The organism is Pseudomonas sp. 1176_21 (genome assembly GCF_052850635.1).
This window is the reverse complement of sequence record NZ_VXCV01000003.1, coordinates 447,946-463,125: the sequence shown is the minus strand read 5'-3', so window position 1 is coordinate 463,125 and position 15,180 is coordinate 447,946. Positions and strand designations below refer to the sequence as shown.

Annotated in this window: 12 protein-coding genes; 4 read left to right on the top strand and 8 right to left on the bottom strand. The window is 63.2% G+C overall.

Annotation, left to right across the window (positions count from 1 at the left end; all coding sequences use genetic code 11):
• The first annotated feature begins 342 nt into the window (after nucleotides 1-342).
• Together FW760_RS10250 and FW760_RS10245 are read left to right on the top strand one after the other, a co-directional pair.
• Complete coding sequence (locus FW760_RS10250) at nucleotides 343-3,231, top strand: ribonucleoside-diphosphate reductase subunit alpha (protein WP_043862582.1); 2,889 nt, start codon at nucleotides 343-345, stop codon at nucleotides 3,229-3,231.
• Between the two features lie 249 nt (nucleotides 3,232-3,480).
• A complete protein-coding gene (locus tag FW760_RS10245; RefSeq protein WP_043862583.1) occupies nucleotides 3,481-4,728 on the top strand; it encodes a ribonucleotide-diphosphate reductase subunit beta in 1,248 nt (415 codons plus the stop codon).
• 185 nt (nucleotides 4,729-4,913) lie between these two features.
• On the opposite strand, the gene FW760_RS10240 is transcribed toward FW760_RS10245, so the two are convergent.
• From FW760_RS10240 to FW760_RS10215, 6 genes are all read right to left on the bottom strand, one after another.
• Nucleotides 4,914-5,249 carry a low molecular weight protein tyrosine phosphatase family protein gene (locus FW760_RS10240; RefSeq protein ID WP_043862584.1) on the bottom strand — a complete coding sequence of 112 codons (336 nt, stop codon included), beginning with the start codon at nucleotides 5,247-5,249 and terminating at the stop codon, nucleotides 4,914-4,916.
• 142 nt (nucleotides 5,250-5,391) lie between these two features.
• Nucleotides 5,392-5,955, bottom strand: coding sequence for a UPF0149 family protein (locus tag FW760_RS10235; RefSeq protein WP_116052140.1), 564 nt, complete (start codon nucleotides 5,953-5,955; stop codon nucleotides 5,392-5,394).
• Between the two features lie 57 nt (nucleotides 5,956-6,012).
• A complete protein-coding gene (locus tag FW760_RS10230; RefSeq protein WP_434547945.1) occupies nucleotides 6,013-7,209 on the bottom strand; it encodes a hypothetical protein in 1,197 nt (398 codons plus the stop codon).
• Between the two features lie 9 nt (nucleotides 7,210-7,218).
• Nucleotides 7,219-8,115, bottom strand: a complete 897-nt coding sequence (locus FW760_RS10225; RefSeq protein WP_054914714.1) for a nitrilase family protein — start codon at nucleotides 8,113-8,115, stop codon at nucleotides 7,219-7,221.
• Between the two features lie 127 nt (nucleotides 8,116-8,242).
• The gene (locus FW760_RS10220; RefSeq protein WP_116052142.1) at nucleotides 8,243-10,192 is read right to left on the bottom strand and encodes a flavin monoamine oxidase family protein; all 1,950 of its coding nucleotides are present in this window, start codon (nucleotides 10,190-10,192) and stop codon (nucleotides 8,243-8,245) included.
• 81 nt (nucleotides 10,193-10,273) lie between these two features.
• Nucleotides 10,274-11,467 (bottom strand): hypothetical protein, encoded by a 1,194-nt coding sequence (locus tag FW760_RS10215; protein ID WP_147303841.1) that lies wholly within the window; start codon nucleotides 11,465-11,467, stop codon nucleotides 10,274-10,276.
• 116 nt (nucleotides 11,468-11,583) lie between these two features.
• On the opposite strand from FW760_RS10215, the gene FW760_RS10210 reads away from it, so the two are divergent.
• Entirely contained in the window at nucleotides 11,584-12,486 is a 903-nt protein-coding gene (locus tag FW760_RS10210; protein WP_043862589.1) for a formate/nitrite transporter family protein, read from the top strand.
• On the opposite strand, the gene FW760_RS10205 is transcribed toward FW760_RS10210, so the two are convergent.
• Nucleotides 12,483-13,550, bottom strand: a complete 1,068-nt coding sequence (locus FW760_RS10205) for an MBL fold metallo-hydrolase (RefSeq protein ID WP_116052144.1) — start codon at nucleotides 13,548-13,550, stop codon at nucleotides 12,483-12,485. The genes FW760_RS10210 and FW760_RS10205 overlap by 4 nt on opposite strands.
• A gap of 154 nt (nucleotides 13,551-13,704) precedes the next feature.
• Between FW760_RS10205 and FW760_RS10200 the strand changes: the two genes are divergently transcribed.
• Nucleotides 13,705-14,781: a diguanylate cyclase gene (locus FW760_RS10200; protein ID WP_116052145.1), complete on the top strand. Its 1,077-nt coding sequence runs from the start codon at nucleotides 13,705-13,707 to the stop codon at nucleotides 14,779-14,781.
• A 71-nt stretch (nucleotides 14,782-14,852) separates the two neighbouring features.
• Here FW760_RS10200 and FW760_RS10195 read toward each other — a convergent pair whose 3' ends face one another.
• Entirely contained in the window at nucleotides 14,853-15,176 is a 324-nt protein-coding gene (locus tag FW760_RS10195) for a DUF2025 family protein (RefSeq protein ID WP_043862592.1), read from the bottom strand.
• Nucleotides 15,177-15,180 lie beyond the last annotated feature (4 nt).

Here is a 15,180-nt window from a genome sequence, read left to right as displayed (position 1 = left end):
AAGCCTTCAGAGGCGCTTTTTTTGCTTGAACTTTGATTGAAATTCGCAGCCAAACCGCTCCTGCGGAAGGCGACCGGTGCAAGCCCGCGACGGGCCTTGTTTCGGGTACGGGTGTTGCAAGTGCAACCCCGTCAGCAACAGTTTTTGGGCCGTGGCCCAGAACCTTTGACTTCGGCCAGGGAGCGGCAAGCGATTGCCCCTTTTTTTCCTGATCTGTCCCGAAGTCGGTAGACCCTGCCCGGCCAGGCGCGCATGCGCCGGTGGGCAAGTTGGCGAGCTTTCGGACGGAACGGTAGGTGCCCAAAAGGCATCTGAACAAACATAGAGAACGTGGAGACACCCATGCAAACCGACACAACTCGCGAGAACCCGCAGGCGCTGGCGCCGCAGGCCGCTGATTCGAACCAGGATCTGGCTGCCACCGCCCCCGGCCAACTGCGCGTGATCAAGCGTAACGGCACTGTCGTCGCCTACACCGACGACAAGATCACCGTGGCCATCACCAAAGCGTTCCTCGCAGTTGAAGGCGGCACCGCTGCCGCCTCGTCGCGCATCCACGACACCGTCGCCCGCCTGACCGAGCAGGTCACCGCCACCTTCAAGCGTCGCATGCCTTCGGGCGGCACCATCCATATCGAAGAGATCCAGGACCAGGTCGAACTGGCCCTGATGCGCGCCGGCGAGCAGAAAGTCGCCCGTGACTACGTGATCTACCGTGACCAGCGTGCCAAGGAGCGTGCCACCCGCACTCCGGCCGACGCCTCGGTACAGCCGCACCCGAGCATCCGCATCAGCCTGGCCGACGGCAGCTTCGCGCCGCTGGACATGAACCGCCTGAACACCATCATCACCGAGGCCTGCGAAGGCCTGGCCGAAGTCGATGGCGAGCTGATCCAGCGCGAAACCCTGAAGAACCTGTACGACGGCGTGGCCATCAAGGACGTCAACACCGCCCTGGTGATGACCGCCCGTACCCTGGTAGAGCGCGAGCCGAACTACTCGTTCGTCACTGCCCGCCTGCTGATGGACACCCTGCGTGCCGAAGGCCTGAGCTTCCTCGAAGTGGCCGACAGCGCCACCCACCACGAAATGGCCGAGCTGTACGCCAAGGCGCTGCCTGCCTACGTGGCCAAGGGCGTGCAGTTCGAACTGCTCAACCCTGCCCTGGCCGACTTCGACCTGGAGCGTCTGGGCAAGGCGATCAACCACGAGCGCGACCAGCAGTTCACCTACCTGGGCCTGCAGACCCTCTACGACCGCTACTTCATCCACAAGGATGGCGTGCGCTTCGAGCTGCCACAGGTGTTCTTCATGCGCGTGGCCATGGGCCTGGCGCTGGAAGAGAAAGACAAGGAAGCCCGTGCGATCGAGTTCTACAACCTGTTGTCGTCGTTCGACTACATGGCCTCGACCCCGACCCTGTTCAACGCCGGCACCCTGCGTCCGCAGCTGTCGAGCTGCTACCTGACCACCGTGCCGGACGATCTGTCGGGCATCTACCACGCGATCCACGACAACGCCATGCTGTCGAAATTCGCCGGTGGCCTGGGCAACGACTGGACCCCTGTGCGTGCACTGGGCTCCTACATCAAGGGCACCAACGGCAAGTCCCAGGGCGTCGTGCCCTTCCTCAAGGTGGTCAACGACACCGCTGTTGCGGTCAACCAGGGCGGCAAGCGCAAGGGCGCGGTCTGTGCCTACCTGGAAACCTGGCACCTGGATATCGAAGAATTCATCGAGCTGCGCAAGAACACCGGTGATGACCGTCGTCGTACCCACGACATGAACACCGCCAACTGGATCCCCGACCTGTTCATGAAGCGTGTCTTCGATGACGGCAAGTGGACCCTGTTCTCGCCAAGCGAAGTACCAGACCTGCACGACCTGACCGGCAAGGCCTTCGAAGAGCGCTACGAGTACTACGAAGCCCTGACCGAGTACAACAAGATCAAGGTGTTCAAGACCGTCCAGGCCAAAGACCTGTGGCGCAAGATGCTGTCGATGCTGTTCGAGACCGGCCACCCGTGGCTGACCTTCAAGGACCCGTGCAACCTGCGTTCGCCGCAGCAGCACGTGGGCGTGGTCCACAGCTCGAACCTGTGCACCGAGATCACCCTGAACACCAACAAGGACGAGATCGCGGTCTGCAACCTGGGCTCGATCAACCTGCCGAACCACATCGTCGACGGCAAGCTGGACACCGCCAAGCTGCAACGCACCGTGAACACTGCCGTGCGCATGCTCGACAACGTGATCGACATCAACTACTACTCCGTGCCGCAGGCGCGCAACTCGAACCTCAAGCACCGCCCTGTGGGCCTGGGCATCATGGGCTTCCAGGACGCACTGTACCTGCAGCACATCCCGTACGGTTCGGACGCTGCGGTCGAGTTCGCCGACAAGTCGATGGAAGCGGTCAGCTACTACGCGATTCAGGCCTCCTGCGACCTGGCCGATGAGCGTGGCGCCTACGAGACGTTCCAGGGTTCGCTGTGGTCCAAGGGCATCCTGCCGCTGGACTCGCAACAGATCCTGATCGAGCAACGTGGCCAGCAGTACATCGATGTCGACCTGAACGAGAGCCTGGACTGGGCACCGGTACGTGCCCGTGTGCAGAAAGGCATTCGCAACTCGAACATCATGGCCATCGCACCGACCGCGACCATCGCCAACATCACCGGCGTTTCGCAGTCGATCGAGCCGACCTACCAGAACCTGTACGTGAAATCGAACCTGTCGGGCGAGTTCACCGTGATCAACCCGTACCTGGTCCACGACCTGAAGGCCCGCGGCCTGTGGGACTCGGTCATGATCAACGACCTGAAGTACTACGATGGTTCGGTGCAGCAGATCGAGCGTATTCCGCAGGAGCTCAAGGACCTGTACGCCACCGCGTTCGAAGTCGAGACCAAATGGATCGTCGATGCAGCCAGCCGTCGCCAGAAGTGGATCGACCAGGCCCAGTCGCTGAACCTGTACATTGCCGGCGCTTCGGGCAAGAAGCTGGACGTGACCTACCGCATGGCCTGGTACCGTGGCCTGAAAACCACCTACTACCTCCGTGCCCTGGCCGCCACCAGCACCGAGAAGTCGACCATCAGCACCGGCAAGCTCAACGCCGTGTCCAGCGGTGGCGACAGCGCCCCGGTCCAGGCGGCAGCGCCAGCCGGCCCTGCCCCGGTGCCAAAAGCCTGCGCGATCGACGAGCCAGACTGCGAAGCCTGCCAGTAAGGCCTGAAGGCGCCGCTTGCAAGCGGCGCCTTGCGCCTACCCTGTAGGCGCTGGCCTTGCCAGCGAAGAGGTCGGCACAACCACCGGCCTCTATCGCCGAACACCCAGGTGCGGGTCACCCCGCCCTCCCCGAGGGGCTGCGCCCCCGGAAGCATTCCAAGATTTTGCGTGCACACCTTAACCGCGAGCAGCGCAACCCTAGATCCAACCGGCCATACTCTTTCATGGCCCTCAAGCAGGAGACCCATCATGCTGAGCTGGGACGAATTCGAAAACGAAGACGGCGAAGTCGCCGCCAAAGGTCAAACCGCCTCTCAGGTGGCTGAAGCGGGCATCGACAAGCTCGACAGCGCTGGCGGTGTGGCCGCGCAGGAAGCCCGTGCAGTGACCGCCGCCGACTCCGACGCGGTCAAGCGCGCCAAGGCGGCCCTGGACGATCTCGACATCGCCGAAGGCCTGGCCGAGCTGGAAGGCTCTGCTGCCCGTGTAGCGGTCGACGAGAAGCGCATGATCAACTGCCGCGCCGACCTCAACCAGCTGGTACCGTTCAAGTACGACTGGGCCTGGCAGAAGTACCTGGATGGCTGTGCCAACCACTGGATGCCGCAAGAGGTCAACATGACCGCGGACATCGCCCTGTGGAAGACCCCCGAAGGCCTGACCGACGACGAGCGTCGCATCGTCATGCGCAACCTGGGCTTCTTCTCCACCGCCGACTCGCTGGTTGCCAACAACCTGGCACTGGCCGTGTACCGCTTGATCACCAACCCCGAGTGCCGCCAGTACATCCTGCGCCAGGCGTTCGAAGAGGCGATCCACACCCACGCGTACCAGTACTGCATCGAATCGCTGGGCATGGATGAAGGCGAGATCTTCAACATGTACCACGAGATCCCTTCGGTCGCGAAAAAGGCCGCCTGGGGCCTGCGCTACACCCGTGCCATCTCGGACCCGGAGTTCGACACCGGCACCGTCGAGACCGACAAGGAGCTGCTGCGCAACCTGATCGCCTACTACTGCGTACTCGAAGGCATCTTCTTCTACTGCGGCTTCACCCAGATCCTGTCGATGGGTCGTCGCAACAAGATGACCGGCGTTGCCGAGCAGTTCCAGTACATCCTGCGTGACGAGTCGATGCACCTGAACTTCGGTATCGACGTGATCAACCAGATCAAGATCGAAAACCCGCACCTGTGGGATGCCGAGATGAAGGAAGAGGCCTCGCAGATGATCCTGCAGGGTACTCAGCTGGAAATCGAATACGCACGCGACACCATGCCACGCGGCGTGCTGGGCATGAACGCGGCGATGATGGAGGACTACCTCAAGTTCATCGCCAACCGTCGCCTGTCGCAGATCGGCCTGAAGGAAGAGTACCCAGGTACCACCAACCCGTTCCCATGGATGAGCGAAATCATGGACTTGAAGAAAGAGAAGAACTTCTTCGAGACGCGGGTTATCGAGTATCAGACTGGCGGCGCGTTGAGCTGGGATTGATTTCCCGCGCGTGGATGCTGCAAAAAGAGGCTGCCGCAAGGCGGCCTTTTTTGTGCCTGGTTTTTTTCAGAGGTTTTCGCATGCTGTTGGTCGCTGCGCCTGCTGGCGTCAGTCAGCCAGGGTCACGCTGGAACCCGGTAGGAGCCAGCCTTGCTGGCGAAGAGGCCAGCAGACCTTGCGCACTACTACAGTTGATCCGGCAAAAACTGCGGCACCCTGGCCTTCAACAGTTCAACCAACTCCGGCGCCATGAACCCATAGTCGTCCGGGATGCCCAGGCAAACGATACGCTTGTCGCCCAGCACCGAGCGGAATCGCGCCGACAGTTTCTTGCGGTGCGCCTGCTCCATCACGATCACCAGGTCTGCCCACGCCAGCAACTCGTTGCCCACCGGCACGTCCGCATCATTGCCCACACCGGCAGAGGCCGTCTCCACCCCCGGCCAGTCGGCAAACACCTGTTCAGCCGTGGGGCTGCGCAAGCGGTTCTGAGTACACACGAACAGTACATGCAGTGTCATTGATTACCTGGAATTACAACAAGATTAGGGTTGGCAGACAGCCCATCGCGGGGCAAGCCCGCTCCCACAGGAGGGCGCAAACACTTTGTGGGAGCGGGCTTGACCCGCGATGGCGTCGGCAAATCAGAGGGTCGCGCGATGGCTACCCGCGCTGCGAATCGAAAAACCGATACAACGCCCGCAAACCGATCACGACGGCCTCGACCGAAGCCGCATGCTCCTGCGGCTGCAACGCCTCGACTTTTTCGATGTTCTCGTCCAGCCCATGCAGCGCAATCGCCTCCAGGTGCCGTACCTGCACCGGCGGCAGCGCCGGCCAGCGCGCTACCTGCACACCCCGCAAGTAGCCGAAGCACCACTCCTCGACCACCACCTGCGGATCAGGCTCGGACTCGTCTTCGAGAAACAACGGCTCGAAGGCATCACACGCCTCACTGAGCTCGCCCGCCACGTTGTTCATGTAGCGCATCAACAATGCCGAAAACGCCTCGGCCTCGGCCGGCTTCTTGAACCGCGGCGCTCTGCCGCCGGTCACTTCGGGCAGCCATTCGTTGGGCGTCAACAACACGGGCGAACTGGCCAGCGCCACCAGAAAGCCATCCAGCTCCGAGAGCGTGAGGATGGCTTCATCGTTACCGTACTTGAGCAGAAAACCATCAAGACGGGTCATTTCCTTATCGTTCAAAGGCTGTACAAAAGCTGTCATGGCATAGCCTCAAGGCGGGATCCTGCCGTAACACTACATCACCCCGCCCTTCAGCGCTTACCCGGCGCCCGTCAGCCACCCCACAAATGGCAGGATCATCAGCGTGCAGGCAGCCATCGACAGCACATTGCCAATGTACCCATGCAGATGGCTGGGCAGGCGCTGGCTGATTGCGACCGCCAATGGCGGTGCCATCACCGCGCCCAGGCCGGCGCTGAGCACCACCACCTCCCACGTGCCACCCAATGTCAGCACCGCCGCCGGCACCACGGACACGATCGGGATGTAGGTCGGGTACCACCCCCTCTGCATCCATTGCCTGCGCCACAACAGCACGCCGATCAGCGACGCCAGCGCCTGCCCGCCCACCATCTCCAGCACCAGCTGGGAGCCGTAGGCCGGCCCGGCCGGCGACAGCAGGTAGGCCGCCAGCACGCCGAGCAACAAGCCCAGGCTGGCCAGCTCATTGCCGAAGAACGGCGCCTCGCTGAAGTCGGCCAGCACCCGTCGCAGCGTCCAGCCAACGCCGTGGTGCGGTGTCGCTCTCTCGACGACCGGTGCCGGTGGCGGCGCATCGACAGGCGGCGTCGAGCGCACCAGGCCTGCAAACCGCCGGCACAGCATGAACGCCAGCACACTCGCCACGGCCATGCCGCCAACATTGCCGATCACCACCGGCAAGCCCAGTGGGTAGCACAGGTAATTGACCAGCAGCAGGCTTGCTGGCGTCACCAGCAGTGCCCCCAGCAACGCGCCATTGATCGCGACCTTCCAGCCGCCGCCGAACAGCAGCACCATCGCCGCCGGCAGCGAGACGAACGCGACGAAGGTGGGTTGCCAGGTGCTGGCGTTGAGCGTCCAGCCCCACAGCACATGGCTGAACACCAGCCCCAGCAGCGAACTGGTCACCAGCCAGGGCCACAACCCGGTGCCATAGCAGATCGCAAAGCCCTGCCATGCCCGGCCCGTGCGGTGCGCCCAATGGGCCAGCGCGGCGCCCAGCAGCAACCCGATCGCCGGCAGCTCATGCTTGTAGAACGCTACCTCGCTGATATCGCCGACGATCCAGCGCAACCGCGCCAGCGGCTCGTGCAGGTTGGCGACCATGTGCGCGTAGTCGGGCCATACCCCGACCCAGGATGCCGCACGCCCGCTGATGACCTCGATGAACACCCCGGTGCCCAGCGACACGCACACGCACATCAGCAGCAAAGGCAGAAAGCCCGCCTCCACCTTGTCGATTGACTTGTCCATGGCGACTCCTCAGCGCGGCAGCGCTGGATGCTGGTCATAACCCAGCATCGCGCCATAGCAATCGGTGCGACGGTCCCGTGGCAGGTCATTCAGGCTGTTCCAGACCGGCGCGCTGCGTGCAGTGCTGAGGTCGACATCGGCATACAGGATGCACTCGTCCTCGGCGCCCCCCACCTTGCCCAACGGCCAGCCATTGGTGCCCGCGATCAGCGAACACCCCAGAAAACGCCCGCCACGCTCGCTGCCGATGCGGTTGGCGGCGGCAATGTAGACATTGTTGACGTGGGCCGCAGTGATGGTGAGGTACGAGGCCATGCACCTGCCGCTGGCATCGAACAGCGGGGGCGGTGTCCACACCCAGTTGTTCAGGCTGCAGATGATGTCTGCACCCTGCAACGCAAGCAGGCGTGGCACCTCGGGAAACCATACGTCCCAGCAGATCATCAGGCCGATCCGGCCGATCGGGGTTTCAAACACCGGAAAGCCCAGATCACCGGGGCTGAACCAGAGCTTTTCCTGGTTCCACAGGTGTGCCTTGCGGTAATGCCCCAGCAGGCCGTCGGGGCCGAACAGCACCGCGCTGTCATACAGCTTGAGGCCATCGCGCTCGGCAAATCCTGCCACCAGGTACACCTGATGCTCCCGGGCGAAGGCGCGCCAGGTCTTGATGCTGGGACCTTCATCGAGGGTTTCGGCATGCGCATAGGCTTCTGCTCGGGTCTCGAAGGTGTAGCCGGTGTTGGCAAGCTCGGGCAGCACGATCAGGTTGGCGCCGTCATGCACCGCCTCTTCGGCGAGCTGCAGACCTTTGCACAAGTTGTTGTCGCACTGGTCCAGCCCGACCTGAGGGTCGAACTGGATCACGGCAATACGCACGGGGCTGACCGGGACAGAGGGTGCAGGCATGGGAGTGTCCTTTTTGTTGTTCGAGTTGTCGTTTGGAGGCTTTCCAGTGGACAAAACAACCCTCAAGAGGGACAAGTCGGCCCCTTCCGACAATGCTGCAAGGCCGCTCTGCGCCTGTAGGAAAGGCCTACCGGGACGCCTGGGGCTGAATGCGATAGTGCGGATAGACCGCCATGCTGAAACCGCCGTTGAACAGCGCCCCGGTGTCGTTGCACAGGTTGATCACGGCATCGATCGCGGTACGCAGGCAGGGCTCGGTCCAGCCTGCATCCACCGAGAACGACTCGCCTGCCAGGTACAACCCGCTGTGACGGGCATGCTCACGGCTGTATCGCATCAGGCTCAACGCATCGTAGTAGGTGCCGGCCCGGTAGAGCCTGGCGCAGCCCAGAGCATTGCGGTCGGTGACCCAACGCTGCACCCGCGCATTGCGGGTATCGACATACGGCGATAGCGGTGCCTGCACATTGCTGCACCGCAACAGGATCCGGTCCAGCTCCTGCACGCACTTTTCCACCAGTTGCTCATCGCTGAACGCGGCCAGCTTGGTCGCGTCGTCCTCCCAGGTGTAGCTGAGCAGGATGCAGTCGCTGGCATAGCGGTCGTTGTAGCGATAGGCATAAACATCGTGGATAAAGCTGTCAGTAACGAGAATTTGCGGGATGGCCTGATTACGTTGCAAAAAACTTTTCTGCAATGGCGCATACACCTTGCAGCTGGTTTCCCAGTGCGCCGTCTTGTATGCATCGATGATCTGCTGAGGCAGCATTGCCGCAGTGAAGCCTTCAAGACGCACCGATGTCTCGATCAGCCAGGAAGGCAAGGTGACGATCACTGCGTCGAAGTCCTCGCTCTGCAACGTGCTCGATTGTAGGTCGCTGGCATGCCACTGGTACTGCACGCGAATCTGCTGGTTCGCCAGCTTGCGCAGGCCAGTAACCGGGCTGTCGGTAAGCAGCCCGTTGGGCAGGGCACTGAGGTGCTGGTAGGGAGATGCACCGGTTGGCGCCACCGGCATGAACAACAGGCATTCATCCAGAGCGGCCAGCCCCAGGTAGGTAGGTGACGCGAACGGCAGACCTCTGCTGTCGTATACAGGCTGATTGGCAACCAGCGGCGCGTCCAGCGGGTTACCCTGCTCGTCCACGCGGCCATGCACCAGCTGCAGGTGGCTGCTGAAGCCGAAGATCGCCGTTCGCAGCGGATAAAGGCTGCAGACATCATAGAAAGCCCCCCAGCTGCCGTCGCCGATACCGATGGCATAGAACAACGCGGACTCTGCCGCGCTCATGCCCAGACCGCCGAAGTCGCCGGGCGTTTCGGGGTTCCACACATCAATTGCCGGCAACCTGACCAGGTCCCGAAACGACATTGCCTGATAGCGTTCAACAATGGCGGCCCACAGGTCTTCCCACTGCTCGCCGCCATAGGCTTGCGCCACGGTTTCGGTCATCCGGTCGGCAAACACCCGCCACTTTTCATGTACCTGTTGCAAGGTGGCCGTAGGTGGCGGTGTCCGGCCGTCAGCGTTGTCCCAGATCAACAGCGTCGGCTCGCCCTCGCCGTCCAGCAGGCCTTCACGCAGGTAGATGCCTGTCGAGCGTACGGCAGGCGTACCCGGGTTGGGAAAATCGGACAAGCGCAGATCGAACTGACTGGCGTAGTACGCCATCAACGAGCGCCCCTCTTTCGGCGCTTCGCCACTGCGATTGAACAACGGCATGCGCATGGCGCCCATTTCGAACGGCGTCGAAGGCTCCCTGTCGCCTGGGCCAGGGTCGACGATGGTCATGTGCCGACCGCCGATCCGTTGCGACTTTTCGATCAGGGTGATGTGCTGGAAGCCGCAACGCAGCAGCTCGCGGGCGGCAGTCAAACCGGTAACGCCGGCACCGATGATGCAAATGCGGTGCTCGGCGCGACGGGCTTGGGCGATACCACCGACCTGCTCGAGCAACCTGCGGTAGTCGAAACACAGATCGGGCGGGTTGGGGAACCGCGCCGACCAGCCTTCGGCATTACCCGCCAAGGGGGTCGCAACATCAGCGGGATGGTTGTAGGTGGAACCGATAGTCATGGGCTGCTCTCTGCTTGAAGTGGCGGAGCAGAGAGCTTGAAGTCGCTGCCGGCTGCAGCGGTGCTACATAGTTGAACGCCCTCACTCCGGCAGTTCGAGCGCCACTCCACCTGCATGCTGCCTCACTATCCGATACGGCAGCACCGCCCAGCCCACCCCACGACAATGGCGCTGCACGCTGTCGAACACCGGGTCGAACTGGATGCCTTCGGGGGTAAAGCGCCATGTGGGCATCTGCCACACCTGCGCCTGTGCGTAATCGCAGCCGTCCTCGCCCACCTCGCCCAACATGTGCTGCGGATAAAGCTGCTTGAGCTGCTCCAGCAACCACGGCGCAAAGGTGCGCGAGCGGTAGTCCACATAGGCACCGAAACTCACGGTGGCGAACTGCTCGGGGTTGGGGCCAGGCTGGTACTCGTAGTGAAACGGCTTGCCCTCGCCCACCCACAGCACATCGTCCAGGGTCAGCTCCTTGCCCGACTCCACCGCCAGGTTGAGCGGCGCATCGGTGGGCAGCATCGGCGTGCCGTCGCAGCTGTAGTCCTGCACGATGCTGACACTGAGCAGCGCATTGCTCATGAACCGCGGCGTCACCGTCTGCCGGTAGTACCCGCCAGGGCGCCCCAGCAGCATGCACTGGTGGTAGGCCACCACATCACTGGACAGGCGCGCGCGCAGCAACTGGTTGAGGCGTGTGAGCTGCTGCGCAGGGTAACCGTCCTCGATCACGAACAGGCTTATCCCCGAGGACGGCTCGCTCAGCCAGCGCAGCGGGTAGCCTTGAAAGTGTTCAAGCTCGCCCGGCTTCAACGGCAGTTGCATCAGCCTCAGGTATTCATAGGGTGAGTCGGTGTACTGGCGGGCCAGGAACGGATCGGCACCCGACGGTACCTGCGGCAGTCGTGCCGGCAGCAGCGTGATCGGCAGGCGTTTGCCCTGGGGGCTTTGCCACTCACCTTGCAGGCCGCCCTGGGCAGCCGGCCACAGCGCGAGTGTTGGCAGCGAGTCGATGCCTGCCTCCGGGGCCGGCTCATGCCCCTCCACCAGTTGAATCCGCGTGCCCTGGATGCTGCCGGTGAGCTGCAGGTCGTGGTGATGCTTCACGTAGAAGTAACGCCCGCTGACATCCTCGGGCACGGCGCGGTCGAGCTCCAGCACGATCGACTGGGTACCCAGGGTACCGGTGAACACGTCGCTGCCCAAGCCCGCCTGGGCGGGCATGGCTGCGGTCAAGGCCTGCGCGGCCAGCAGTGCGACGCAACATCCATGTTTCATGGGAAAAACGTCCGCTATTCAAGAGGGGTGAATTATGCCGACAAAGCCTGCGGCACTAGGCAACTAATTGAACGGCGGCGGATCTTTACTCAGAGCCCCCCACGGAAACCTCCCCCATGAACGAGCAGAAAAGCGGCAAGACCCCGGGCCTGTCAGCGGACGAAGAGCAGGAGGTCAGCCACAACCAGCCGCCACGTGCCGCTGTGCTCCACGAGATCATCCGCGCCCAGGGCGACAAGGAACTGCAGCGCACCATCGCGGCGCTGTGGTGGTCGGCACTGGCGGCCGGCTTGAGCATGGGCCTGTCGCTGATGGCGATGGGGCTGTTCTATTCCCGCCTGCCCGAGGGCGACAGCAGCCAGGTGATCGCCAGCCTGGGCTATTCGGCGGGCTTTCTGGCGGTGATTCTCGCGCGCCAGCAACTGTTTACCGAAAATACCCTGACCGCCGTGCTGCCGGTGATGACCAAACCCACGTTCAACAATGTGGGGCGCCTGTTGCGCCTGTGGGGCGTGGTGCTGTTCGGCAATCTGGTGGGCACCGTGCTGGTGTCATACGTGATGCTGCACCTGCCGATCTTCGACACCAAGACCGATCTCGCCTTTCTTGAAGTGGGGCGCAAGGTCATGGAAAACGAGGTGGGCCAGATGTTTGCCAAGGGCATCATCTCGGGCTGGATGATCGCGACCATGGTGTGGATGATCCCGTCGATGGAGAACGCCAAGATCTGGATCATCCTGCTGATCACCTATCTCATGGCGCTGGGTGACTTCACCCATATCGTGGTTGGCTCGGTCGAGGTGTCGTACCTGGTGTGGGCCGGGGAAGTGAGCTGGCAGCAGTTCTGGCTGCACTTTGCCGCGCCGACCCTGGCGGGCAACATCGTGGGCGGCAGCTTCATCTTCGCGCTGATCAGCCATGCGCAGATTCGCAGCGACGCCGGCCTGCCCGATGAAACCCTGAGCAAGGGCCGCGAGCGCCCCTTGCCCGGCCGGCGCGACCCTAGCGACGCACCTTAGCGCTGCCCGGAGGCCAACACGCCCGCCTGGGCCTGCTGTTGCTCCAGTGGAAGCCACCACGCGGTACCCCGCTGCGGTTGCACCAGGCTGACCCGCTCCCCCATCTGCGGGGTGCTCAGCGCTACCCGCGCGTTGGCCGCCAGGGCCATGATGCGGTCGAAGGGTTCATGCCAGGCGTGGGTGGACAGGTCGAAGGTGCCGTTGTGGATCGGCAGCAACCAGCGCCCGCGCAGGTCCAGGTGCGCCTGCAGGCTCTGCTCGGGCTGCATGTGCACATTGGGCCAGTTGACGTTGTAGGCGCCGGTTTCCATCAGGGTCACGTCGAATGGCCCATAGCGTTCGCCGATCTGCCTGAAGCCCTCGAAATAGCCCGTATCGCCGCTGAAGAACAGGCGCAGGTCCTCATCGAGCACCACCCATGACGCCCACAGGGTGCGGTTGCTGTCGAACAGCCCGCGCCCGGAGAAGTGCTGCGCCGGGGTGGCGACGAACTGGATGCCCGCAACCTCCGTGGCCTGCCACCAGTCGAGCTGGCGCACCTTGGCCGCAGGCACGCCCCAACCGACCAGGGTGTCGCCCACCCCAAGCGGGGCAAGGAACACCTCGGTGCGCTCGGCCAGGGCCAGCACCGCCCGTTCATCCAGATGGTCGTAATGGTCGTGGGACAGTATCACCGCCGTGATCGGCGGCAGTTGCTCCAGCGCCAGCGGCGGCTGGTGAAAGCGCTGCGGGCCGGCCCACTGCACCGGCGAGGCGCGCTCGGCGAACACCGGGTCGGTGATGAAGAAACGATCGCGCAGCTTGAGCAGCACCGTTGAATGGCCCAGGCGCCACAGGCTGCGGTCCGGCGCGGCCAGCACCTGGGCCTGGCTCAGGGGGTGCACCGGTATCGGCAGGGTTGGCCGGGTGTCGGCCGGCTTGCTCAGAAACAGGAACTTGAAACCGATGCGCAGTTTTTTCAGCACCCCGTCGCGGGGCAACTGGGCCTGGTTGCGGTACCGCCCATCCTGCTGCAGCGACGGCTGCGCGGGGGTTTCGGTGGCTTGTGCTGTAAGGGAAGCCATGAATGCAAATACTCCGACTAACCGTTTCAGGTGCATGCCCATTGCCCGTACCAACTGTGAAATGGCCTGCAAGGCCATTCTTGAAAAGCCCGGCTTTGTTCAACAATATTCACGCAAATTATGCGATGAACGGCGTCAGGCAGATCGGCAAATCATGACTCAAATCAGCAACGGCAAGGGACTATCATTTGTCAGAAGAATTTACCTGCCGCGTATCATCGGCTCAGGTATCGGCCTGTTCAGCGTGCTCTCCGGCGTGCTGCCCCTGCAGCTGCCGTACTGGGTCGTAGCGCTGCTGGTGTTCAACGGGCTGGGCTGGCCGCACCTGGCCTACCAGCTCGGCCTGCGCTCGCAAGCCCCCTATCGCGCCGAACAGCGCAACCTGATGGTCGACTCGCTGATGGGCGGCTTCTGGGCCGGCACCGTGCAGTTCAACCCGCTGATCAGCGTCACCATCCTGGCCATGATGGGCATGAACAACGTCGCCGCCGGTGGTCAGCGCCTGTTTGTGCAAGGGCTGCTGGCCATGGGGCTGGGCATGGTGGCGGCGGTGGCGCTGTTCGGGCCGAGCCTGCAACTGGACGTCAGCACCCTGCAGGTGTACGCCTGCCTGCCGATGCTGACCCTCTATCCGCTGGCGCTGGGCTGGGTGTGCTACCGCCTGGCAATCAAGCTGGCCGAGCACAAGCGCAGCCTCAGTGCGCTGAGCCGCACCGACAGCCTCACCGGCCTGTTCAACCACGGCTCATGGAAAGACCTGCTGCAACTGCGCTTTCAGCTGTGCCAGCAGGCCCCGGCCCAGGCCGTGATCGCGATCATCGACATCGACCACTTCAAGACCATCAACGATGTGTATGGCCATGTGGTGGGTGACTGCGTGCTGCGCCAGCTGAGCGTCGAGCTCAAGCGCAACCTGCGCGAGGACGACGTGCCGGGGCGCTACGGCGGGGATGAATTCGGCGTGATCCTGCCCGGGTGCAGCCTGGAGCATGCCAGCCAGGTCATGGAGCGCCTGCGCCAGCGGGTCAACGAGTACCGCAACGAGCAGCTCCCGCAATTGCGCATCAGCCTGAGCATCGGCCTGGCCAGCTTCCAGCCAGGCTTCGCAGACTCCATGGTGTGGCTGAACGAGGCGGACAAGGCGCTGTATGCGGCCAAGCAGAGTGGCCGCAACAAGGTCAATGTGGCCCGCAGCGAGGTGGTGCCGCTGCGCCTGGCCTACCCGGACTGAAATGCAGGCACCACGTTCCGGTGCCTTCGTCGGCATGGCCGGCTCCTGCAGCTAGGGCTTGCGGCCCTGTGTCACGCCCGCAAGCGGCGCTGGGCCGCGATCTCCGGCAGGTCGTTGCGACGCAGGTACACCCGCAACGGCTCGGTGATGTTCAACCGCTCGTCGACATTCTGCGCCAGCAGCACCTCGATCAGTTCGCGGCGCAAGGTCATCACCTCGCCGCCGCTCGCCTGCCACACGAATTCATGGCTGGGGATGATGCTGTCGTCGGCCACGTCCATGCCGAACGAGTCTTCGCTGAAGCGCACGATATGCCGGCCCAGCTTGTGGTTGAAGCCTACGAAGCCCTTGAGCTGGTCGGCCGCGGCGCAGATATCCTGGGAAGTGATGTGCATGTCA

Bases quoted from the DNA above. Each gene is read 5' to 3' on its own strand.
- FW760_RS10200 (WP_116052145.1), top strand. From the start codon at position 13,705: ATGACTCAAATCAGCAACGGCAAGGGACTATCATTTGTCAGAAGAATT.
- FW760_RS10240 (WP_043862584.1), bottom strand. From the start codon at position 5,249: ATGACACTGCATGTACTGTTCGTGTGTACTCAGAACCGCTTGCGCAGC.
- FW760_RS10225 (WP_054914714.1), bottom strand. From the start codon at position 8,115: ATGCCTGCACCCTCTGTCCCGGTCAGCCCCGTGCGTATTGCCGTGATC.
- FW760_RS10195 (WP_043862592.1), bottom strand. From the start codon at position 15,176: ATGCACATCACTTCCCAGGATATCTGCGCCGCGGCCGACCAGCTCAAG.
- FW760_RS10205 (WP_116052144.1), bottom strand. From the start codon at position 13,550: ATGGCTTCCCTTACAGCACAAGCCACCGAAACCCCCGCGCAGCCGTCG.
- FW760_RS10210 (WP_043862589.1), top strand. From the start codon at position 11,584: ATGAACGAGCAGAAAAGCGGCAAGACCCCGGGCCTGTCAGCGGACGAA.
- FW760_RS10235 (WP_116052140.1), bottom strand. From the start codon at position 5,955: ATGACAGCTTTTGTACAGCCTTTGAACGATAAGGAAATGACCCGTCTT.
- FW760_RS10250 (WP_043862582.1), top strand. From the start codon at position 343: ATGCAAACCGACACAACTCGCGAGAACCCGCAGGCGCTGGCGCCGCAG.
- FW760_RS10245 (WP_043862583.1), top strand. From the start codon at position 3,481: ATGCTGAGCTGGGACGAATTCGAAAACGAAGACGGCGAAGTCGCCGCC.
- FW760_RS10215 (WP_147303841.1), bottom strand. From the start codon at position 11,467: ATGAAACATGGATGTTGCGTCGCACTGCTGGCCGCGCAGGCCTTGACC.
- FW760_RS10230 (WP_434547945.1), bottom strand. From the start codon at position 7,209: ATGGACAAGTCAATCGACAAGGTGGAGGCGGGCTTTCTGCCTTTGCTG.
- FW760_RS10220 (WP_116052142.1), bottom strand. From the start codon at position 10,192: ATGACTATCGGTTCCACCTACAACCATCCCGCTGATGTTGCGACCCCC.